General features: G+C 49.2%; 22 protein-coding genes. 16 read left to right on the top strand and 6 right to left on the bottom strand.

Annotated features, from left to right (window positions below; all coding sequences use genetic code 11):
• Window positions 1-205 precede the first annotated feature (205 nt).
• A complete protein-coding gene (locus FGT79_RS32570; protein WP_425465023.1) occupies window positions 206-424 on the top strand; it encodes a hypothetical protein in 219 nt (72 codons plus the stop codon).
• Window positions 425-1,406: 982 nt separating this feature from the next.
• On the top strand, window positions 1,407-1,736 hold the full coding sequence (locus tag FGT79_RS32730) for a choice-of-anchor Q domain-containing protein (protein ID WP_484217460.1): 330 nt from the start codon (window positions 1,407-1,409) through the stop codon (window positions 1,734-1,736).
• Between the two features lie 80 nt (window positions 1,737-1,816).
• Here FGT79_RS32730 and FGT79_RS16615 read toward each other — a convergent pair whose 3' ends face one another.
• The 3 genes from FGT79_RS16615 to FGT79_RS16605 form a co-directional block, all read right to left on the bottom strand.
• Window positions 1,817-3,433, bottom strand: a complete 1,617-nt coding sequence (locus tag FGT79_RS16615) for a copper amine oxidase N-terminal domain-containing protein (RefSeq protein ID WP_138753930.1) — start codon at window positions 3,431-3,433, stop codon at window positions 1,817-1,819.
• A 370-nt stretch (window positions 3,434-3,803) separates the two neighbouring features.
• The gene (locus FGT79_RS16610; RefSeq protein ID WP_246096464.1) at window positions 3,804-4,865 is read right to left on the bottom strand and encodes a hypothetical protein; all 1,062 of its coding nucleotides are present in this window, start codon (window positions 4,863-4,865) and stop codon (window positions 3,804-3,806) included.
• Window positions 4,862-6,694: an HSP90 family protein gene (locus tag FGT79_RS16605; RefSeq protein ID WP_138753929.1), complete on the bottom strand. Its 1,833-nt coding sequence runs from the start codon at window positions 6,692-6,694 to the stop codon at window positions 4,862-4,864. Before FGT79_RS16605 ends, FGT79_RS16610 begins: the two co-directional genes overlap by 4 nt.
• Before the next feature lie 264 nt (window positions 6,695-6,958).
• On the opposite strand from FGT79_RS16605, the gene FGT79_RS16600 reads away from it, so the two are divergent.
• From FGT79_RS16600 to FGT79_RS16590, 3 genes are all read left to right on the top strand, one after another.
• Window positions 6,959-8,407, top strand: a complete 1,449-nt coding sequence (locus tag FGT79_RS16600) for a DEAD/DEAH box helicase (protein WP_138753928.1) — start codon at window positions 6,959-6,961, stop codon at window positions 8,405-8,407.
• A gap of 85 nt (window positions 8,408-8,492) precedes the next feature.
• Window positions 8,493-9,056, top strand: coding sequence for a class I SAM-dependent methyltransferase (locus FGT79_RS16595; RefSeq protein WP_138753927.1), 564 nt, complete (start codon window positions 8,493-8,495; stop codon window positions 9,054-9,056).
• Window positions 9,057-9,086: 30 nt separating this feature from the next.
• On the top strand, window positions 9,087-9,701 hold the full coding sequence (locus tag FGT79_RS16590) for a class I SAM-dependent methyltransferase (RefSeq protein ID WP_138753926.1): 615 nt from the start codon (window positions 9,087-9,089) through the stop codon (window positions 9,699-9,701).
• Window positions 9,702-9,719: 18 nt separating this feature from the next.
• Here FGT79_RS16590 and FGT79_RS16585 read toward each other — a convergent pair whose 3' ends face one another.
• A complete protein-coding gene (locus FGT79_RS16585) occupies window positions 9,720-10,406 on the bottom strand; it encodes a class I SAM-dependent methyltransferase (RefSeq protein ID WP_138753925.1) in 687 nt (228 codons plus the stop codon).
• Window positions 10,407-10,555: 149 nt separating this feature from the next.
• Window positions 10,556-11,584: a zinc-binding alcohol dehydrogenase family protein gene (locus FGT79_RS16580; RefSeq protein ID WP_171056281.1), complete on the bottom strand. Its 1,029-nt coding sequence runs from the start codon at window positions 11,582-11,584 to the stop codon at window positions 10,556-10,558.
• A 127-nt stretch (window positions 11,585-11,711) separates the two neighbouring features.
• Between FGT79_RS16580 and FGT79_RS16575 the strand changes: the two genes are divergently transcribed.
• Window positions 11,712-12,086 carry a winged helix-turn-helix transcriptional regulator gene (locus FGT79_RS16575; RefSeq protein ID WP_138753924.1) on the top strand — a complete coding sequence of 125 codons (375 nt, stop codon included), beginning with the start codon at window positions 11,712-11,714 and terminating at the stop codon, window positions 12,084-12,086.
• Between the two features lie 74 nt (window positions 12,087-12,160).
• On the opposite strand, the gene FGT79_RS16570 is transcribed toward FGT79_RS16575, so the two are convergent.
• The gene (locus tag FGT79_RS16570) at window positions 12,161-13,141 is read right to left on the bottom strand and encodes an N-acetylglucosamine kinase (protein WP_138753923.1); all 981 of its coding nucleotides are present in this window, start codon (window positions 13,139-13,141) and stop codon (window positions 12,161-12,163) included.
• Window positions 13,142-13,433: 292 nt separating this feature from the next.
• Here FGT79_RS16570 and FGT79_RS16565 point away from each other — a divergent pair, with 292 nt between their 5' ends.
• The 10 genes from FGT79_RS16565 to FGT79_RS16520 all read left to right on the top strand — a co-directional run bounded on the left by FGT79_RS16565 (window position 13,434) and on the right by FGT79_RS16520 (window position 22,132).
• Window positions 13,434-15,179 carry an ABC transporter ATP-binding protein gene (locus FGT79_RS16565; protein WP_138753922.1) on the top strand — a complete coding sequence of 582 codons (1,746 nt, stop codon included), beginning with the start codon at window positions 13,434-13,436 and terminating at the stop codon, window positions 15,177-15,179.
• A gap of 21 nt (window positions 15,180-15,200) precedes the next feature.
• Window positions 15,201-15,875 carry a response regulator transcription factor gene (locus tag FGT79_RS16560; protein ID WP_138753921.1) on the top strand — a complete coding sequence of 225 codons (675 nt, stop codon included), beginning with the start codon at window positions 15,201-15,203 and terminating at the stop codon, window positions 15,873-15,875.
• Entirely contained in the window at window positions 15,872-16,939 is a 1,068-nt protein-coding gene (locus tag FGT79_RS16555; protein ID WP_138753920.1) for a sensor histidine kinase, read from the top strand. The genes FGT79_RS16560 and FGT79_RS16555 overlap by 4 nt, the downstream gene beginning before the upstream one ends.
• A 143-nt stretch (window positions 16,940-17,082) precedes the next feature.
• Window positions 17,083-17,334, top strand: a complete 252-nt coding sequence (locus FGT79_RS16550; protein WP_138753919.1) for a GlsB/YeaQ/YmgE family stress response membrane protein — start codon at window positions 17,083-17,085, stop codon at window positions 17,332-17,334.
• A 271-nt stretch (window positions 17,335-17,605) separates the two neighbouring features.
• Window positions 17,606-18,538: an MBL fold metallo-hydrolase gene (locus FGT79_RS16545; RefSeq protein WP_425465021.1), complete on the top strand. Its 933-nt coding sequence runs from the start codon at window positions 17,606-17,608 to the stop codon at window positions 18,536-18,538.
• 319 nt (window positions 18,539-18,857) lie between these two features.
• Window positions 18,858-19,310 (top strand): MarR family winged helix-turn-helix transcriptional regulator, encoded by a 453-nt coding sequence (locus FGT79_RS16540; protein ID WP_138753917.1) that lies wholly within the window; start codon window positions 18,858-18,860, stop codon window positions 19,308-19,310.
• 151 nt (window positions 19,311-19,461) lie between these two features.
• Window positions 19,462-19,863 (top strand): DoxX family protein, encoded by a 402-nt coding sequence (locus FGT79_RS16535; RefSeq protein WP_138753916.1) that lies wholly within the window; start codon window positions 19,462-19,464, stop codon window positions 19,861-19,863.
• Window positions 19,864-19,923: 60 nt separating this feature from the next.
• Window positions 19,924-20,871: a ring-cleaving dioxygenase gene (locus tag FGT79_RS16530; RefSeq protein ID WP_138753915.1), complete on the top strand. Its 948-nt coding sequence runs from the start codon at window positions 19,924-19,926 to the stop codon at window positions 20,869-20,871.
• Window positions 20,871-21,485, top strand: coding sequence for an alpha/beta hydrolase (locus FGT79_RS16525; protein WP_138754064.1), 615 nt, complete (start codon window positions 20,871-20,873; stop codon window positions 21,483-21,485). The genes FGT79_RS16530 and FGT79_RS16525 overlap by 1 nt, the downstream gene beginning before the upstream one ends.
• Window positions 21,486-21,517: 32 nt before the next feature.
• A complete protein-coding gene (locus FGT79_RS16520; protein WP_138753914.1) occupies window positions 21,518-22,132 on the top strand; it encodes a flavin reductase family protein in 615 nt (204 codons plus the stop codon).
• The last annotated feature ends 13 nt before the right edge of the window (window positions 22,133-22,145 follow it).

Here is a 22,145-nt window from a genome sequence, read left to right as displayed (position 1 = left end):
CTTTTTATAGTACTGGTTCGCAGAGGCGAATATATCCATCAGAATATTTTTACCCAGAGTATTCGGAAACAACGCAAAACGAGCTTACTCAGGAAATCGAGCAGGCTGGTTTCTATCGTATTCGGACAATTGCTAGTATGATAGGGTAGGTACAACACCGTCCATCATGTGGCAATGAAAGGGGAACAGCGATGCTACACACCAAATTAATCAGCCTTTTATTGCTGGGCATCACGTTATCGGGGCTATTCATAGGGGAGAAACAAGAGTTCGCCAATTCGACCGAGGAGACTGCCTATTTTATCGCTCCCACAGGCAGCGATGCGAATGCAGGGACGTTAGATTCACCTTGGAAAACACTGCAGCATGCTGCGGATCTTGCAGAGGCGGGCAGCACGGTGTATGTGCGCAGCGGCGTATATAAACAAAAGCTTGTCGTCACTCGCTCCGGTTCCGCTGCCAAGGGAGCAATAACGTATTCCAATTATGGCTCCGAGAAGGTCATATTGGACGGGACAGGGCTTACGGTAGAGGGCAGAGAGGGTCTCATTACCGTTAACGATGCAAGCTATATTCATATAAATGGCTTGGAAATACGGAATTATAAGTCGCGTGCAAACGATACGGCTCCCGTTGGTATTCTCGTTCAAGGCGCGGGAAGCTATATTCAGCTCACGAATAATAATATTCATAGCATTCAGAATACGGCTGCTCCTACAGGCAAGAGCTTACGGGGCCGTGATGCACATGGTATTGCCGTATACGGAACCAAGGCGCCGCAATCCCTTCATCATATAATAATCGATGGCAATAAACTGCATAATCTGGTGCTCGGGTCCAGTGAGTCGCTCGTACTTAACGGCAATATCGAGCAATTCACCATATCAAATAATCGCATCTATGATAACGACAATATAGGAATTGATATTATCGGTTTTGAAGGGGTCGCTCCGAAATCGGCATTCGATCAAGCGCGAAACGGGCTCATACAAGGAAATACGGTATACAATATTTCATCTAACAACAACCCATCTTATGGAAAAAAGCTGCCCAATGACAGCAATGCGGCAGGGGGTATTTATATCGATGGCGGAAAGAACGTTGTCGTAGAACGTAATCTAAGCTACAACAACGACATTGGAGTCGAGCTGGCCTCCGAGCATAAGGGCAAAGCGACAAGCGGCATTACCGTTCGCAGCAACGTCATTCATAGCAACCGGTTAACCGGAATCGCACTTGGAGGCTATGATAAGCAGCGCGGCTCTACGACAGGCAGCAGCATTGTTAATAACACCTTATACAACAATGATACCTCCGGCTCAGGCAGTGGACAGCTATTAATCCAGTACGATACAAGCAACAACCTCATACGAAACAACATCATAGCTGCTGGCTCTGGGAATAAGATGATAGCGAACGAATACAAGAAAAACACAGGCAATGTCGTTGACTATAATCTATATTTCAGTCCAGGGACTGGTGCAAAGGCGCAATGGGTATGGAAAAATAAATCATATTCGGGATTGGCTGCTTATCAATCCGGTACGGGTCAGGATGCTCATTCATTATTTGTGGATCCTAGGTTTGTTCAAACAAAAAGCTTTGATCTTCATCTCAAATCAGGCTCACCTGCGATAGATCGGGGATATAGTGATCGCAATTTATGGAATACGTACGACTTTGATGGAAAAGCACGGGTAAGCGGTAAAACGATCAATATCGGAGCCTTTGAGTAATAAGGTTAATCAAACGAGAAGAAGCTCCTGACTATGGCGGTCAGGAGCTTCTTTTGTCTCTAGTCTGCAATTGTAATGTATTACATGGCTTTCGTTAATGTAGCAGATTGGTTGCTTTTGTTGAAATTCACATTCCAACCAAGCCATTCTGCGATAAAGCGAAGCGGTACTTGTGTGCGGCCTTCTTTGATGTGAACGACGGCATCGAGCTTAACGTTTTCACCGTTGACTTGGATGATGTTTTTGCCTAACCAGAACACAACCTTGTCTGTACCCAGTTTAAGTTCCACGGTTTTGTTCGACGGCACATACTTTACATCCGCGCCGAGCGTGCTCGTCAACGTTCTAAGAGAGACGAATGTAGTACCTTGCTTAACATAAGGTGCAACGTCCATCATCGCGTTTTTGCCGTTTATTTGAGCGTTTTTGTTGCCAATTTGGAACCAGATGCTTGTGACAGCATTCGGATTCTCAGGCTGTGTAACGGGTGGAGCAACTTGGAACAGCTCTGGCTTCTGCGTCACGATGGCGCCGCCAAGCGCTTTTCCTACACCGAACATGAAGCTGTAGCCTTTGCGGAAGCTGTCATATAGACCTGTCTTGCTTGCTGATTGGTAGATATCAAATGCTTCAAGGACAAGCTTCTCATGCTCGGCCACAGCTGCAGTCGCGCCTGCGGTAGGCAGGTTCTCGCCTGTTGCTGTTCCGAGGAATTTACCGAACTCTGAGGAGAAGGTATCGAGCTTTGCTCTTGCTTTGCTAATTGCTGCTGAATCGCCGGCTAGTACAGCTTTGATGATTTCGTCTTGTGCGAAGATATGATCACCGGTCCATACTTTCTTGAATGCTGCACCGCCATCAGCACCATAGATAGATGTAATGGCAGCTGTGAAATCATTGGTGTTGCCGTCTTGTGCTTCTAGGAGCGCAGCATAGGCGGGCGATTTGTCGAAGCCCTTCTGCATGCTCAGAACGGCTAAAGCATAGTGCTCAGCCGCCAGATGGTTCAACGCGGAGCGTAAATCTCCGGCAGGCGTGTCAGAGCTGGTATTGTTGAATTTGGCCGGGAATTGGGTCGTGATGGCATCCGATAAGACATCGCTGACACCGAACATAAAGCCTAGGCCCTCACGGAACTCGGTATATGCTGCTTTGTAATTGCCAGCTGCATAAGAATCGAACACTTCCAGCACTTGCTCCTCATGTGTACGAACGGCGTCTTGTGCAGCGGAAGCGGGCAGGTTGCCTTCCGTAGCAGCGCCTAGGAAGCTTCCGAATTCCTTAGCGAACGCTTCGAGCTCGCTGCGTGCTGCTGATTGGCTCATCGTATCTTTTGTTTTTACTGCTTTTACATATTTGTCTGTATAGCCGTTATGAGCTGCGAAGATGCGGTCGAATTCTTTGGCACCAGCGTCACCATAAATGGAAGCGATGGCAGGCACCATATCTTTAGCATTCTGGTCAAGTGCGGCTTGTGCTGCTGCCGCATCCGTTGCGCCGTCATAAGCTTTGGTCATAGACACGACCGCTAATGTGAAATGCTCGGACAATAAGTAATCGAGTCCAGCTCGTAATTCGACCGCTGGTGTTTCAACGGTTGGTTTCATTGATTGTGCACGTACACTCTGTGTTCCAGCAAGGGCGGGTAGAAGCAGTGATAAGCTAAGTACAGGGGCAAGCCATTTTTTCATTTTCATGGTTCATTCACTCTCCTCGTGAGTTGTTGTTTTGCTTTCTTACTAAGGCTCACGATGGGAATGAAAAGTTGGATCACTTTATTTCGAAAAAAGTTTTAAGTATTTTGAAAATATAAGAATGTATAAGTTTTTCGACTTATAAAGGGCTTATATTTCTCGGACTGAAACGCGCTGCACCGCCAAAGGACGGCGACAGCCGTTTCACCTTGTTATGCTGTGAAAAGACTGCATATTCATGATGCCACACAGGGAAAAATAAGTGTTTGAGCCATCTGGATATGGCCATGGGCACAGTATAAGCAAGCATGCTCGGGCCAAAAAAAGGCTTCTCCCTCTGGTCTGTGATAGACAAGGAGGAGAAGCCTTTCCGTTATGGACGCAGCACAGCTTCTGCCGTTTCCATGTAATAAGAATTACCATTGCGCGTGTCGTATTGCTGAGCAGATGACAGCGCAAGCTGGGCAAAGTGGTCAGCTAGGGAGTCCAGACTAGTGTCCTCTTCCGTTCCGAGGAAGGATACCGGCAGTCGCGGCCGATATTTCGAGCCGCTTGCTGCAAGCTGCTTCAGCAGCTTGGCACTATAGAGATAGAAAATCATTCGATGGAAAGGATCCTCGTGATCTTGCGCCATCGCTAGATGATGCTCGAATAAGTCGATGCCTTTCTTGACGTCTGTTAGAGCTAGAAAGGCCATATGCCTGCCTATTGTCTCAACAAAGTCGCGTTTGCCCTTAATTAGCCGATAGCCCCTAATATGGGTTTTCCGTGCCTCCTGCTCAGATTGCAGCTCCAGCATAGGAAGCAGCAGGTAGGCAAGTGTAATATGCGGTACCTCTGCGCAGCTCATATCGCCGGATAGAATGGGCTTCGCCGCTTCAAGCGCCTTCTCATGCTCCCCGAGCAGGGAATGGAACTGTACGATCTGATTCTGCTCGCAAGCATCACAGTCGCTCATATGATCCCGATCGGCTTTCTGGAAGAGCTCGATATAGTTTTGAGCCTTGTCCATTTGACCCAAATCCATAGCAGTACGAAAGCGATAATAGAAATAAGTGCGCTCGTTGTATCCATGCTCTTTGTAGCGCTTGCCCAGATCCTCGACGAGTTCCTCAATCTTATGGAGTGGAATTTCTGGGAAGTGAGAGATTTGTCCGACAATCCACTTGTAGGACCACATGAGATTAAAGCTTTCGAACGATTCAGGGCTGCGATCGTATTGCCCAAGCTGCCAGGAGAACGCAATGAGCGCCTTGAGCGGATACCCGTGAAAAATGGCCGTTTGAACAATCTCGGCTCTCGCCTCATAACCTTGTTCAATATTGCCTTCAGAATCGGCATAGCGGGCTGCCGCTTCTAGAATCTCAAGCTTTGCAAGGCCATCGGGCAGATCATAGGCTTCGTCCATGAGTGTCTCGAAGTCATTGTTCATCATTTAGCTCCTCCGTTCCCCGCGTTCGCGGTCAAGCCCCATTCAATGAAGCGGACGATGCCTTGGTTAAGAACAGCAAGCTCTTGACGGCTCATCGGATAGTGCCCCATCATTAGTGCGTTAGTATACAGCATCTCCACAGCCGCCGGCAGCATTTCTTTACTGCCAGTGGTGAATAACCGCTCGATTAGCGGATTGTCCAGATTGAAATATAAGGTAGAATAAGCCGACTCCCCCATGCTTGCACCTAGATTGCTGAGCACAGAGGACAGCAGATCGGGACTTGATTCCTGTGCTTTCTCAAGCGACCGCAGCGCGGAAGACTCCCTCGACAGCGTATAAAGCGCAGGCAGCTCGGTTGGTTTGAACCGTTTCAGCTGGATTTGGCAGCGGAATCGCTGCAGCGTGACATCGGCGAGACGAATCGCTTCGTAGTAGCTTGTCTTCTCCTCCAGCGTCAGGTCGATGAAGGACAGCGATACGTCCTCAGGTGTAAGCCGTTCCAGCTCAAGCTCGGGATTCAGATAGGAAATACCTTCAAGAAGCTGATAGTTGTATATATATCCGCCGTTTAGCACGAGCAGCGATTGTGCAGCAGCCACATGGGTAATCTGGCGATACTCATCAACCGTAGCAGTGTAGTATATTTTTCTCTTTTCGTTTATCAGCTCGCCAAGCGTGCGCTCTCCATAGGTGCTCTCGAACGTAAGCCATTTATAGATCGTATTCAGGAAGGACGCATCCTCCGCCGCCAGCGCCTTCATAGGCAGAGCATGAAGGGCGATGATACGCTGAAGTCGTTCCGGCTCATGGCTCCCGATGCGGACAAGCTCGTCCCTAATTGCATCGCCCAGCTCGTCGCGCACCGATTGCAGTCGGTCATCCTCATAGAAATGCTCCCTAGAAGCGGTGGGCTGAAGCTCATCCGTCCAGATGAGACATTTGACGAAAAATGCCCACTCCGGCAATATGTTCTCCGCTTTGTCCGACACCAGCATTTGCTTCAAATACACCTTATGCGAGCGCCTTGTGTTCAAGCTGACGCTATGCGGCAGAATATAGGCGATGCCGCCGGTGCGACCGTTTGCTGTGCGCAGCGGGATGAAATCCTCGAACGGCTCGGAGAGCAGCCGTGCTCCGAACGCAAGAACCTCTTGGCGCCTGCCGCGAGCAAGCTCGGGCTCGGCGAACCAGACCGGCTGTACGGCGTTGATGGGCTTCTGCTGTCCGCCAGCTAGAAGAGTGACCGGGTACGGCAGCAGCGCCCCGTAATAGAAGAGCAATTCCTCTACCGCAGCGGGATCGAAATAGTCGGTACAATCCGCTTTGCAGCGCAAATAGACTTTCGTCCCGATGGATAGCTTCGTATCCAGCTTGCGAATCGTATAGGTGCCATCCGGCTTGCCCCGCCATTCCATGGACGGACCGTCTGCAGCGGACTGGGTGAGTACCACAATCTCATCACTCACCATGAAGCAAGATAAGAGACCGATACCGAACCGGCCAATGAAAGAAGTTTCAGCTGCTAGAAAGTCTTTGCCAACCTTCGAGGAGTGGCCTATCATCGCTAGAAATTGGTGAATATCCGCTTCAGTTAGACCGATGCCTGTATCCTCGACGGTCATGGTGAGGTTATTGCCGCTGCCGGCGATTTCAACCGATACCTGACCTTTGTAGGCAGGATCGAGGCTGCTTCTCGCTGTAATGGCGTCCGTAGCGTTCTGCAGAAGCTCGCGCAAAAAGACTTTTGGACTGCTATATAAGTGATTAGATAATATATTGATCATTCCGCTAAGATTAACCTGAAACCGATATTCCTGCTGTTCACTCATCGGACACGCTCCCTTAAAGTAGTTACCAAATGGCATAAAAGCTGATAGGCATTCGCCTTAGTTTACTATTGTTTTGTGTTTTATTTCCAATATTGGCACAATAATAAGACGAAGGGCTTACAGGTGCATGAGTCTGGAGTCCTGTCCGCCGCACCTTAATCACTAGTTCAAATGCGAAAGGAAAGGTTTTTGGATCAAATAGACAGCTAGTATGCTATGCTTAAATGTACGAAAACCATAATAATATGCAGAAGAGGTATATAGATGAGTGAAATGAAGTTTGCTGATTATGCTCTGAGTGAAGAAATTGTAAGGGCTCTTGAAAGCTTGGGCTATGAGACGCCTACCGAGGTACAGCGAGAAGTGGTACCGGTAGCATTGAAACAGCAGGATCTGGTCGTTAAATCCCAGACAGGCAGTGGTAAAACAGCTGCGTATGGCATTCCGTTATGCGAACTTGTGGATTGGAACGAAAACAAGCCGCAGGTGCTTGTCCTGACACCTACGAGAGAACTGGCGCTTCAGGTGAATGAGGATATTACGAATATTGGGCGCTTCAAGCGCATCAAATCAATGGCTGTATATGGCAAAGCGCCATTCCATATTCAGAAAGCGGAGCTCAAGCAAAGAACACATATGGTTGTCGGAACGCCTGGACGTGTACATGACCACATCGAACGCGGTACGCTCCCAATCGAGCGCATTCAGTACTTAGTCATCGACGAAGCCGATGAAATGCTGAACATGGGCTTTCTTGAGCAGGTGCAAGCGATTATTGAGCAGCTGCCGACGAGCCGAGTGACGATGCTTTTCTCTGCAACGTTCCCTGCGGATATTGCCAAGCTCTCGCATAAATACATGCATGAGCCTGTACAGGTTGAGATCAAAGCGGCTGGGCTGACGACTGCAACGATTGAGCATGCTGTTATAGAGGTGAAGGAAGCAGATAAATTCGCGTTGCTGCAGGATGTAATGATCGTTGAGAATCCCGAGAGCTGCATCATATTTTGCCGCACGCAGGAGAACGTCGATCAAGTATTCCGGCAGATGGCGGATCTTGACTATCCATGCGACCGCATTCATGGCGGTATGGAGCAGGATGAGCGCTTCGAGGTTATGAATGCGTTCCGTAGAGGCCAATTCCGCTATTTGATTGCAACCGATGTGGCTGCACGGGGTATCGACATTTCGAATATTACACATGTCATCAACTTCGATATTCCGCTTGAGAAGGAGAGCTATGTCCATCGTACAGGCCGTACTGGGCGTGCTGGAAAAACAGGCAAAGCGATTACCTTCGCGGCTTCTAAGGACGCAAGACGTCTTGCAGAAATCGAGAGCTATATCGGATTCGCCATCGAGAGGGCAAAGGCGCCGTCCGAGACTGCCGTTGATCTTCGCAGAGAAGCCTTCGAGCAGAAGCTGCATATTGGCCCTGTGCTGAAGAAGGACAAGCGCGAGCAGCTAAATAAGCAGATTATGAAGCTTAATTTCAACGGCGGCAAGAAAAAGAAGCTGCGTGCGGTCGATTTCGTCGGAACAATTGCCAAGATCGAAGGCGTGTCCGCTGACGATATCGGGATTATCACGATTCTGGACAATGTGACTGATGTGGAGATTCTGAACGGCAAGGGCTCGCTCGTACTTGAAGTGATGAGGAACACCACGGTCAAAGGCAAGCAGTTGAAAGTGCGTAGAGGAAATAAATCATAACAATTCGTATGCTGCGCAGGAAGAAGATTGAGTAGCGGTACGCTGCTCGCTCAGACAGGCGGAGCACAGAGTTCAGGTGAATAGGATGGAAAGCTTAGTGTATCAGATCGTGTTGCTTACGACGGCTGCTGTAATGCTGCTCGCTTTGATGTCCATCGTTTTTGTAAGCTGGCGAAACGGCATTTCACCGATGCCGTCCTCCTCTGTCGTGCGGCGCGAGGTTCTTCGGTTGATGAAGCGTCTGCCCATGCAAGGTCCGTTGTCAGATGGTGTCATGATCGAGGCGGGTTCGGGCTGGGGATCACTTGCGCTGCAGCTTGGCAGAAGCTTCCGGGGGTGGCGTATTATAGGGCTCGAAAATTCAGTTATCCCCTTGTGGATATCTTTTTGCGCGGCAAAGCTTGAGAATCGGATGAATGTATCGTTTACGAAGTGTGATTTATACACATATTGTTACCGGGATGTGGATAGAGTTGTATGTTATTTGTACCCGGGGGCGATGCGACGTTTGAGTCCGCTGTTTCGTGAGCAGCTAAAGCCTGGAGCTTACGTGGTCAGCATTTTGTTCGCGCTGCCGGATTGGGAGCCGGAGCAGGTTATGGTATGCAAGGATATGTATCGTACCCCAATCTACCTCTATAAAGCGTGATGACAGCTAGGAAAGCGAGGGAATGTTGGTATGGAAACAGATCTGAAAGCATTATTCGGAGATATCGATATTTATTTGTTTGATCAGCTGCTGAAGGGGCGGATGACGAAGGATATGCGCATATTGGATGCGGGCTGCGGCTCGGGGCGCAATCTCGTTTATTTGCTTCAAAGCGGCTATTCGGTCGTTGCCTTTGACCGCTCGGAAGCGGCGATTGCAGAAGTTCGGAGACTAGGTGCCAAGTGCTCGCCGAATTGGCGGGATGAGCAGGCGCGCGTGGAGACTGCTGAGCAGCTTAGCTTCCGAAGCGAAAGCTTCGACTTCATCATAAGCAGTGCGGTGCTGCATTTCGCACACAACGAGGAGCATTTCGAGCAGATGACGGATGAGCTTTGGCGGGTGCTCGCCCCTGGCGGCAGGCTGTTCGCACGTTTAGCCTCCACGATTGGGATGGAGGAAGCTATGCCGCCGCTTGGAGACGGGCAATTTCTGCTTCCTGATGGAAGCAGACGTTTCCTCGTAAATGAAGAGCGAATTGTTGCGCTTGTAGAGAGGCTGAGCGGACAGCTGTACGAGCCGCTCAAAACCGTCATCGTTGCAGGCAAGCGCTGCATGACGACCTTATGTATCCAGAAGCAGAACTAACGTCTAGCAGGTGAGCGATTATAGCTGCAGCCACCAGATCCCCGCACATTCTGGCAGACGAATAAGCCTCTGATCAGCGACGCGGTCAGCCAGCTCGTCACTGAAGAAGAAGCGCGTAAGCTGCTCGGCTTGATCCACACTGTCGAAATCGTAATCAGTCCGCACCCAGCGGTGCTTGAAGCCGTACTCATTCTCCAGAGCAGCGTAGTACTTCTTCAAGAAGATAGGGGGATTGGGTGTCTCGAACCCCGTCCCCATCGTTTCGAAAATAATGATGGTTCCTCCAGGGCGCAGTATTCGTTTCATTTCATTCATGACCTGTTGAATGTTATGTTCCCAATCCGGCAGCTCATCGCTGCCCAAGTAACAAATACTCCAACCGGATACGACTACATCTGCGCTTTGATCCTCTAAGGGCAAGCTTCGATGATCGGCCACGCCCGTTCTCCAGTTCGTATACCCCGCTTGTGTCAGCCGCTGTGCGGTGATCTCCAGCATAGCTGCTTCTGCGTCAAGCGCAACAATGGACCTCGCTTGATCTGCAAGTACAGCAGTGAGCCTGCCCGAACCGGCACCCAAATCGACCACATCGAGTCCTCTGACTGACCTTATTTCCTCTATAATTATTTTCAAACTAGGCTGCTTTGCAATTAATTCATGGTAGCGTACTGCTTGTTTGGCGTATAGCGTCTCATGATTCGACATTCGCAACTTCTCCTTTACGTATTGGAATGATGTTTTCCCGAGTATAAAGGTGTACGTAACGTTAAAGTCAACCTCATTATTCGAAGTTAATGAGGTGAATGTTTTCATTTCATCTGCTGCACTTGTTGAGTGGCAGGTAACGTTTGTGATTACTCAAAATGCTCCAAAACAATTTTACCAATCATACTGCCCGTTTCTATGATTTGGTGGGCTTCTCGCAGGTTAGCCGCATGAATAGGGGACAGCCGCTTAGCAATGGTTGAACGAAGAGTGCCGCTATCGATTCGCTTAGCAACCTCATTTAGCAGTCGATGCTGCTCTTCCATATCTGCCGTTTCGTACATGGCTCTCGTGAACATGAGCTCCCAGACGAAGGTTACGCTTTTGTTTTTGAGCAGAGTGAGGTCGATGGGCGAGCTCATCTCTACAATGGAGCAAATTTTGCCTTGAGGTGCGATAGCTTCGGCCATACTAGACCAATGTTGCTCCGTTTGATTAAGGCAGAAAATGTAGTCGACCGAAGCTAAGCCGAGCGTTTGCAGCTGAGGTAGGAAAGCCGCATGGTGATTAATGGTATGATGGGCGCCGTATGCCCGCACCCATTCTGCGGATTCTGTCCTCGAAGCGGTTCCGATTACGGTCAAGCCTGCTTCGGTTGCGAGCTGGGTGGCGATGGAACCGACTCCGCCGGCAGCACCTATAATTAGGATGGACTTGCCTTCATTAAGGTTGCGGTCATGTGAGATGCCGAGACGATCAAATAGACCTTCCCAAGCTGTAATAGCCGTAAGCGGCAAAGCCGCAGCTTGTGCATAATCAAGCGTTTTCGGTTTATAGCCGGTAATGCGTTCATCGACGAGATGAAATTCGCTGTTTCCTCCTGCGCGTGTAATGCTGCCCGCGTAATAAACCTCGTCACCCGGTTTAAAGAGGGATACATCTGGTCCGACAGCTTCGACGATGCCAGCGACATCCCAGCCGAGTACGCGCGGTGCAGCTTCCGTTTTTTCCTTTGGCGCACGGACTTTTACATCTACGGGATTAACAGAAATGGCCTGAACCTTCACAAGCAGGTCCCGTCCCGCAGGAACAGGCTTTTCTATGGTCAGATCGATGAGGCTTTCGACATTCTCGATTGGCAAATAGCGGTGTAATCCAATGGCTTTCATTGTGGTCATGATGATCGTTCCTCTCTTTTTGACTAGCTTTTGATTTAGTATAAGTGTTAACCTACAAATGCGTAAGTACGCACATTTATGTGATGTAGTATCAAATTGTATACTGTTAAAGAGAGGGAGATATAAAATGAGAGACCGGATAAGCGGGTATGGCGATTGTCCGTCTGGCGAGGGCTGCCCCGTTGAATTTACGCTGGACGTGATTGGGGGCAAGTGGAAAGGCGTCATTCTTTATCATCTGATCGATGGAACGAAGCGATTTAATGAGTTTCGCAAAATATGCCCCACAATTACGCAGCGCATGCTTACCTTGCAGCTTCGAGAGCTTGAGAATGATGGGATTGTTCATCGTGAGGTTTATCATCAGGTACCACCTAAGGTGGAGTATTCACTTACGGAATTTGGGGAAACGCTGAAACCGATCATTTTGCAAATGAAGCAGTGGGGAGAAACCTACAAGGATAGCTTGCGGGAGCTTTCTAAGAATCGGCAGATGAAGTAGGAGCCGCATGCTATCCTGCGCTTTTGCAAGATAGCATAGCGGAGTGAATACAATCGTCAAGTCTGTAGATACGTTTAATGACTGCTTTGCTCATAGCTGTGCAGATGATGAATGATGTGCTCATCTACAGCGATATTCGCATGTTTCAGCGCGAGCAGTACAGAGCCGATAACAGGCGGGAATTGCGGCCGTACGATGAGATAGCGTTTATTATTCCCTTGTGCAAGCTTGTCTGTCAGTGTGCGCAAGTAATAAGTGCTGTTTGCCACGCTGCCTATGAAGGTGACAGCAACTTCTTCGTCTGCGAAGGAGGCGCCAATGAGCTCAATCCCGACTTTGATTTGACCAATCGCACGCTCGCATACACGGACTGCAACAGAGCTTCCTTGTTCTGCTGCTTTCGTAATTGCAGGAGCAAAGTCGCCGAACTGCTTATCTCGTTCACGACGGTCGGTGTTGAAGCCTTTTTTGGCAGTGTCGGCTAGCTCGTCTAAAGTTAGAACGCCCCAATGCGCCAACATTGACCCCATAAACTCGCGGTCTGTTTCATTATAGCTGCCGGCAAGTACTTCATATACGGCATCGTATGCGATCGATCGAGCGGCAGTTGCGGCGTAATGATGGAAATCATAATTGCGGATGAATTGTCCGTCTTCCGTCACGCCTACTATGATGGATCCCGTTCCGGCAATGATGACAATACCCGGTCTGCCCATCAGCGCACCCGAATGAGCGGAAACGGCATCATTCACATGGAATTTCGGGCAGGTGAGACCTTCCAGTTCGGTTAATGGCGTTATCCATTCGAGATCAGAAGGTGCATCATAACCGGCAATTCCGGCAACCAGCGCTGATACGTCAGCTGTAGTTCGCTCTGCCTTAAGCAGCGCCTCAGCAATGGCTCCTTGTACGTTCTGCGCTGCCTGCTTGTCCTTGTATATAGATGCCGAACCTCGCTCCAGATAGGCTAATATATGCCCCTGACGATCACTAACCATTACACGGGTATGAGTCCCACCGCCATCGATACCAATAACTACTTGCTTGTTATTCATAGAATGCCCTCATCTTTCTCGTTGAATAAGCCCAGAAAACCGAGCCTTATCCATTTATTTTACTTTCATTTTCCATAAAAAAGAAGCTGTACCTTTTTGAAGGGGACAGCTTCTTTCACGCTCTGATCTGTTTTGCTGGTTTGCCGTTGTGCCAATGCCAGTTGCAACCCTTTTCTCACAAAACGGTATTAAAAGGTATTCATCCAACTCGCTGCTTTGTTTACATTGCGTTTAAACAGGGAAGGTAAAGTAAACAGCATAGTAAGAGAAGAGAGATAGAGGAGAGATCAAGATGCACCATAAAAAAAGCAATGTTAGACGCTTTATCAGATTGATTACGGAGACGAACCCTCCGAAAATGATGTTATCCATAGCGGTAATACTAAGCGTTATTACGACGCTTGTCGGATTGACGATCCCCTTATTTACGAAAAACATGGTTAACGGCTTCTCGCTTGGCTCGTTGAGCACGATACAGATTGTCGGTATGGCGGTTGCTTTCATTGCACAGGTCGTATCAGGCGGCGTATCTGTATATTTGCTTCATTACAGCGGCAACAAGATCGTATCCTCCATCCGCGAGCGGCTGTGGAGCAAGCTGCTCCGCCTGCCTGTCCAGTATTATGACAACAAAGCCTCAGGTGATACAATCAGCCGTCTGACGAACGATACGGCTTTGCTGAAGGGGCTCATCACTGAGCATGTGACCGGTTTCTTCACCGGCATATTGTCCATCGTCGGCGCGCTTGCGATTTTATTCTATATGAACTGGCAAATGACGCTTATTATGCTGACCGTGTTCCCAGTGGCTGCCCTTATTATGGTGCCGATCGGTCGTAAAATGTACGCGATCTCGAAGGCAACTCAAGCCGAGAATGCAAAGTTTACTTCGGTTGTGAATCGTGTCGTATCGGAAATTCGGTTGGTGAAGGCATCGGGCTCTGAGCCTGCGGAATATGAGCAAGGGCGTACAGGTATTCAAAACTTATTCGGCTTTGGCTTGAAGGAAGCCCGCATGCAGGCGTTAATCTCGCCAATGGTCTCCTTTATTATTTTGCTGCTGCTCGTATGCTTGATCGGATTTGGCGGTGTTCAGGTATCCTCTGGTGCCATGACTGCCGGAGAGCTAGTTGCATTCATTATGTATTTGTTCCAAATTATGCTGCCAATCACGCAGATTTCGCAATTCTTCACGCAATTCCAGAAGGCAATGGGTGCGACGGAGAGCATTATTGGTATTATAGAGTCAGAAGAGGAAGATCAGGACAACGGCAAAATCGTAACAGAAATGAACCAAACGCTGCAGGTTGAGCATGTATCCTTTGCCTATAAGCCCGAGGAGCCGATTCTGTGTGATGTGAGCCTGACGATCGAAGCAGGCAAGGTAACGGCGCTTGTGGGCCCAAGCGGCAGCGGAAAAACAACGCTGTTCTCCCTGCTGGAGCGATTCTACGATCCGACCTCGGGCGCAATTCTATTAGGCGGGACGGACATTCGAGACGCCTCGCTGCGTTCATGGCGCAGCCAGATCGGTTATGTTTCACAAGAAAGTCCAATAATAGCGGGTACCATTAAAGATAATTTATGCTACGGTCTTGCTCGTGAGGTTACGCAGGAGGAGATCGAGCAGGCTGCGCGAATGGCCTATGCAGACGGTTTTATCGAAGCGCTGCCAGGCAGCTATGATACAGAGGTGGGAGAACGAGGCATCAAGCTATCGGGCGGTCAGCGGCAGCGGATTGCTATAGCGAGAGCACTGCTTCGTGATCCGCGCATCCTCATGCTGGATGAGGCGACCTCCAATCTGGACAGCAAATCAGAGGAGGTCGTACAGGACGCGCTCAAAAACCTGATGATCGGAAGGACAACAGTTGTCATTGCCCACCGATTGTCGACGGTAGTTGACGCAGATTCAATCGTGTTCCTAGAGAAAGGCGTCATTACCGGCGTGGGAACCCATGAGCAGCTTTATGCGAGCCATGCCATGTACCGGGAATTCGCAAACGGTCAGCTGCGTATGAACAGAACGGCTTCCTAGGGCGAGAGATGAGGGATAAAGATGGGGCATATACTCGTAGTTGACGATGATCCACATATTCGCGAGCTCATTCATGTCATTCTCCAGAAGGAGGGTCTGCTTGTACAAGAGGCTCCAGACGGGCAAGCAGCGCTTGCTCATATGGAGCAAGCAACTGCAGATATGGTCATTCTGGACATTATGATGCCGAATATGGACGGCTGGGAGCTGTGCCGAGAGCTGCGGAAGCAGCATGATATCCCGTTGCTTATGCTTACGGCTAAAGGAGAGATGGGCGATAAGGTAAAGGGCTTTAATCTGGGAACGGACGACTATTTGGTGAAGCCGTTCGATCCGGCGGAGCTTGTGGTTCGGGTTAAGGCGCTGCTGAAGCGCTATCGAATTGCTGTTTCACAGCAAGTGTCGGTAGCAGAGCTCATGCTGGATCGCCAAACGTACGAGGTGAAGATAGGTGCAGAGTTTACTACGCTCCCGCTGAAGGAATTCGAGGTGCTGTTCATGCTGGTCGGGCATTTGGGTCGAACATTGACGCGCAATCAATTAATCGAGGCGATCTGGGGTTATGACTTTGACGGCAATGAGCGTACGCTCGACGTGCATATAAATCGGCTGCGCGAGCGGTTTATGGCATGGAACGTTTCAGTGAAAATTACTACGATTCGTGGTCTCGGCTATCGATTGGAGGCGCTGAAATGACTGAAGTGAAGCGGGGACTTTCTACATTCAACATCGCGCTGCGTCTGGCAGGTTCAATCTCGGTGCTGTTCCTGTCGAGCGGCGGGGCCTTCTCGCTTGCGTATTGGCTGACCAAATGGTTCTATTCGCATCACCCGCTGGACCTGCCTGAATATGTGCTGCAGCTTGTGAATTGGGGACTGGGCATCCTTATTCTTATTTTTCTCATTGGCATAGTGAATGTGCTGACCGTGCCTAAGCAAAGAGCGGTATGGAAAGAGATGATTGATGCGCTCAAGCTGATGGCTAAAGGTGATTTCAATATCATGCTCGGCAGCGGCAAGAAGTATCACGGCCAAGTGGGTGATTTCATGCAGTCCATCAATGATATGGCTTATGAGCTGAAGAAGGTTGAGCAAATGCGCCAACAATTTATATCGAATGTCTCTCATGAAATACAATCTCCCTTAACGTCCATTCGCGGCTTTGCCAGTACGCTTCAACGCGAAGGTCTTAGTCTGGAGGAGCAGAGACATTACTTATCCATTATTGAGAAGGAAACGACACGTCTCTCGAGAATCAGCGATAATCTGCTCAAGCTGACCACCCTAGAAGCCGAGCAGCAGCAGCTTGATCTGCACCCATACCGTCTCGACACGCAGCTGGAAAATATTGTGCTCGCTTGTGAGCCGCAGTGGCTGGAGAAGGAGCTGGAGCTCGAGCTGGATCTAGAGGAGACGACGGTTACAGCAAGCGAAGAAATGCTTAGCCAAGTTTTTGTTAATCTGATTCACAATGCCATTAAGTTCACGCCTGCCCGAGGCAACATAAAGATTAAACTTCGCCGCACAGTAAATGAAGTGAACATTGTCATTGCGGACAACGGCATTGGTATAGCTAAGGAAGACCAGCTTCGCATATTCGAGCGTTTCTACAAAGGAGATAAGCAGCGCACAAGAACAGCAGACGGAAGCGGACTTGGCCTGTCAATTGTCCAGAAGATTGTCGAACTCCATAATGGCAGGATAGAGGTAGCAAGTAAATTGAATGAAGGCTCTGCCTTCGAAGTAACGTTTCCAGACTAGCGGTTTGCACCGATAAATGTTTATTGTTGAAGTAAGATAAGCAGATTCCCGTTTCCATATTTTGATTCCCGAAGCTATGTTTCAAAGCCTGTGTATGAGGTTAATCTTAGCTATATCGCAAGATGAGAGAGGGGAAGATAAATATGGGTCTATTATGGACATTGATTGTTGGCGGGGTAATCGGATGGTTAGGTGGCTTAATTGTAGGTCGTGATGTGCCGGGCGGCATAATTGGTAACATCGTGGCAGGTCTAGTCGGTGCATGGTTAGGATCACTGGTACTTGGCAGTTTTGGACCAGCGATTGGCGGTTTCGCCATCATCCCGGCTTTAATTGGAGCGATTGTAGTTGTACTGATCTTATCCGCTATTATGCGCGGTTCTAGAAGAGCATAGTCAACACTAGACCAAAACTTGATAAAACCGTTGTTGAAGTAGTAACGTATACTTCAATAGCGGTTTTTCTACGTTTATAAAGATAGGATGGAAGAGGTTGAATGGGATGCTTATAGCGCTTGGAATTATCGTGTTAGTGATAGCGGCTGTTTTATTGGTTCTGAATTATTATCCGGCATTCGGGGTGGGCCCGTCCAAGAAGCGGCGGAAGGCGCTCAGCGGCTCGAAACAGTATGGCGGCAAAAAATTTGTTAATGCAATCCCAACGTCTATGGAAACTTCAATTGGAGAGAAGTTTAATATGCTCGTTGCATTCGTGAAGGGTAACCCGCAAGCAAGGCCGGACAAGCCTATAGCGACGCTGCGCATGAACGATCTTCATTCGGCCGGGAATGGCTCAGAGCCTAAGCTTACATGGTTCGGACACTCGGCTGCGATGCTGCAGTTGGACGGAAAAACGTTGCTGCTTGATCCGATGTTCGGTGAGGCACCTTCTCCATTCCCTTTCATCGGGGCAAAAAGATTCAGCAGTAAGCTGCCGTTTGAAATCGATCAGCTGCCGGTTATCGATGCGGTAATCATCTCTCACGATCATTACGATCATTTGGATTATGGCTCAATCGTGAAACTCAAGGATAAGGTAAAGCGATTCATTGTGCCGCTTGGCGTAGCGCCGCATCTTATTAGATGGGGCGTAAGCCCGTCCATCATTGAGGAGCATGACTGGTGGGATGAGTTCGATTATAAAGGGATCAGGCTGGCTTGTACGCCGGCGCGGCATTTTTCCGGAAGAAGCCTCTCAGACCGAGATGCTACCTTATGGTGCTCGTGGGTCATTAAAGGCGAGACGGCCAACCTCTTTTTTAGCGGAGACAGCGGCTACGGTCCTCATTTCAAGGAAATCGGGGATAAATACGGACCTTTCGATCTTACCTTAATGGAATGTGGACAATATGATGAGCGGTGGGCGGCCATTCATATGATGCCGGAAGAAACGGTGCAGGCCCATCTGGACGTACGGGGCGAAGTGCTCATACCGATTCATTGGGGTGCATTCACATTGGCGCTGCACAGCTGGTCGGACCCTATCGAACGAGCAGTAAAGGCAGCCAAGGCACACCGCGTAACGATATCAACTCCCCGTATAGGCGAGACGGTTGTCATTCATGGCGCATCGTATCCCTCCTCCGTTTGGTGGGAATAAGCTGAGCAAGGGCGTACTAAGCTTCGTGCTGGTATGCTCTTGCTCTTCCTATTTTGGGGGAGCATCTGCTATTGTCTCCATGTTTCCGTATGCGTATGATGTGTATTCTTAGTATTTGTAAAAGAATAAAGGTGAAACGGCTGTCACTGTCCTTTGGCGGCGCGGCGCGTTTCATTCCGAGAAATGTAGGGAAGGATGGCGAGATCATATCCTTTCCTATATTTTTAAAAAAGGGTGTTGACAGCAGCTTCAAAATATATTATCTTTAATTCAAGATATTTAACTTAAAGACATGAAGCAAACGAAGGGAGTGAGAATCATGGCAAGCGACAATTCGAAACCGAATGAATCACTCGATCTATTCATTGCACTATCGAGAGCGACTCAATGGGTAAATGCGCATGCGGACCGAGACATACGAGGCAACGGTTTGAATCGAACGGAATTCGGCGTGCTGGAGTTGTTGTACCATAGAGGACCGCAGCCCTTACAGCAAATTGGTGAGAAAGTGTTAATGAGCAGCGGCAACATTACGTACGTGGTTGATAAGCTGGAGAAGAAGGAATTGGTTCGCCGCAGAGCATCAACGGAAGATAGGCGTCTCATCTTTGCAGAGCTGACCGATCAAGGCAAACAGTTCATTGAGCAGGTGTTTCCTACTCATCAAGCTAAGATCGAGCAGGCCGTCGCAGGGCTGTCAACGGAAGAAAAGCAGCTCACGAGCATGCTGCTCAAGAAGTTAGGAAGATACGCACAGGAGCATTATAAGTAGCGTGGTTGTTCCAGCTCAGACATAGCAGCTGCGCTTCTGAGGAAAGACTTTTAGCACCGAATAGGTGCCGCAGTCATCATTCATTTATTTTTGCCAAAAATCTTAAATTAAAGATTCTTTAATTAATAATAAAAACATGGAGGTATTTCAAATGAGTATTGCATTGGGATTATTGATTGTTCGTCTAGTTGTCGGGTTATTGTTCGTAGGTCATGGAGCGCAGAAGCTGTTTGGTTGGTTCGGAGGTTACGGACCGAAAGGAACAGGCGGTTGGTTAGAGTCGATCGGCGTGAAGCCGGGAGTAGCGATGGCAGTCGTTGCAGGTCTGATGGAGCTTGTTTCCGGGCTGCTGTTCGCAGCGGGACTCCTTACACCGCTTGCCGCAGTGCTGATCGTCATGACGATGCTCGTTGCTATCGTGAAGGTGCACGGACAGAACGGCCTGTGGGCAACAGCTAACGGGTATGAATATAATCTTGTACTTTTAGCCATTGCTATAGGTGTTGCATTAACCGGAGCAGGCGAATATTCAATCGACGCACTTATTCGTTAATCTAATAAATAGTTAGTTACAATACTTTCGACATTCATATAAAATAGGAGAGTGGCTCAAATGACAATTCAAACGACAGGTATTCATCACGTAACGGCTTTTGTAAGAAATCCTCAGGTAACAGCAGACTTTTACGCAGGGGTGCTGGGGCTGCGTTTAATTAAAAAAACGATTAACTTTGATGCACCAGAAGTTTATCATCTGTACTTCGGCAATGAAGCAGGCAGCCCAGGCACAATCATTACGTTTTTCCCTTGGGAAAACTCTCGTAAAGGAAAAGTAGGCGGTGGTCAGGTCGGTTATACGACGTATGTTGTTCCTACGGATGCGTTCGATTTCTGGAAAGAGCGGTTTGTGAAACTGAATGTGGATTTCACGGAAACAGCGCGGTTTGGCGAGCAGTACTTGCAGCTTGAGGACCCAGATGGTTTGCTGCTGGAGATCGTTGCCCGTGAGCAGGGGACTAATAGCCAGTGGTCATTCGGCGGCGTGCCTGCTGAGAAAGCGATCAAAGGATTCGGCGGGGCGATTCTGTACAGCACAGCGTCCGCGGCAACAGCGAATACTCTTGTAAATGTTATGGGACTCGAGAAAATCGGAGAAGAAGGCGGATATGCACGCTTCAAAGCGTCGGGTGATCTAGGCAACATTATCGACGTTAATATTGAGAGCATGCCGCTTGGTCACGGTGGTTCAGGAACGGTTCATCACATTGCATGGAGAGCTAAAGATGATATCGAGCATGCGCAATGGAGAAACCAAGTAGAGGGCAGCGGCTTCCTACCTACCCCAATTATTGACCGCCAATACTTCAATGCCATTTACTTCCGCGAAACGGGCGGCATATTGTTCGAGATCGCGACTGATCCTCCAGGCTTTGCCCGTGATGAGGATGCGGAGCATCTAGGTGAGAAACTAATGCTTCCAGCTTGGTACGAGGGACGCCGTCATGACATCGAGCAACTATTAACACCGTTTGACATCAGAGTATTGGAGGCGGACAAATGATGAAGCATATATTCAAGCAAGGATCAGATCCAAACGCACCAGTACTGCTGCTGCTGCACGGTACAGGTGGAACGGAGCGGGATTTACTCCCGCTCGCGGATCGATTGTCTCCCGAATCGTCTGTCCTTAGCGTAAGAGGCAACGTACTGGAGAATGGCATGCCGCGATATTTCCGCAGATTGGCGGAGGGCGTGTTCGATCTAGAGGACCTCGTATTCCGGACGCAGGAGTTGAATGACTTTCTGGGCAGCGCTGCTGAGGAATATGGATTCGACCGCAGCAACCTCGTTGCAGTAGGCTATTCCAACGGCGCCAACATTGCGGGAAGTCTTCTGTTTCATTACAAAGGCGCACTGCGCGGAGCCATTCTGCATCATCCAATGGTACCGATTCGAGAGGTTGCGCTGCCTGACCTGACTGGCGTGCCTTGCTTTATCGGCGCAGGGTCGAATGACCCGATATGCCCGCCAGAAGAAACGAAAGAGCTCCATCAATTGCTGCAAGGGGCAGGCGCTTCCGTCACGCTGCACTGGGAATCATTCGGACACCAGCTGACAGCTTCAGAAGTGGCAGCTTCAACTGCTTGGTACCAGCATACATTCAAGAGCGAGTAAGGCTAATCTGAAGATTGAAGAGAGGGCTGTCCGTGAAATCCATTGATCCAACGAGTCAAAGCGTGCAGGACAATTATAAGCTGCTTATTGGCAGCATCATACCGCGTCCGATCGCTTTTGTTACGACGCTATCAAGCGAGGGTGTACTGAATGCGGCGCCCTTCAGCTTCTTCAATATCGTGACCGCAAACCCGCCGATGGTAGCGGTATCCGTACAGCGCAAACCGGGTGGTGTCCAGAAGGACACCGCCCGTAATGCCGTTCACACAGGCTCGTTCGTTGTACATATTGCCGACGAGGGCTACGTGGAAGCGATGAATGAGACAGCGGCGAACTTGCCGCCGGAGGAGAGTGAGGTTGCGATTGCAGGACTTACTGTTGCGGCAAGCGAGATCATTCCCGTGCCTGGTGTTGCAGAGGCAAGGATTCGCATGGAATGCGTGTTGGAGCAGGCACTGCCGCTAGGTGGAGATGAGCAATCGCCTGCCTGTGATTTATTGATCGGAAGAGTCGTTAGGTTCCATGTCGAAGATGCTTTGTACGAAAACGGCCGTATCGGAGCGGATGCTCTGAAGCCGGTAAGCAGGCTGGCGGGGAACGATTATGCGAAGCTTGGTGAGACGTTCACAATTATCAGGCCTAATTAAAGAAAGTAGGGAA

Origin of the sequence: Paenibacillus sinopodophylli (assembly GCF_005930355.1) — a bacterium.
Lineage (GTDB): Bacteria > Bacillota > Bacilli > Paenibacillales > Paenibacillaceae > Pristimantibacillus > Pristimantibacillus sinopodophylli.
Note: the sequence above shows the minus strand (reverse complement) of the source record. Positions and strands in the feature narration are given on the sequence as shown.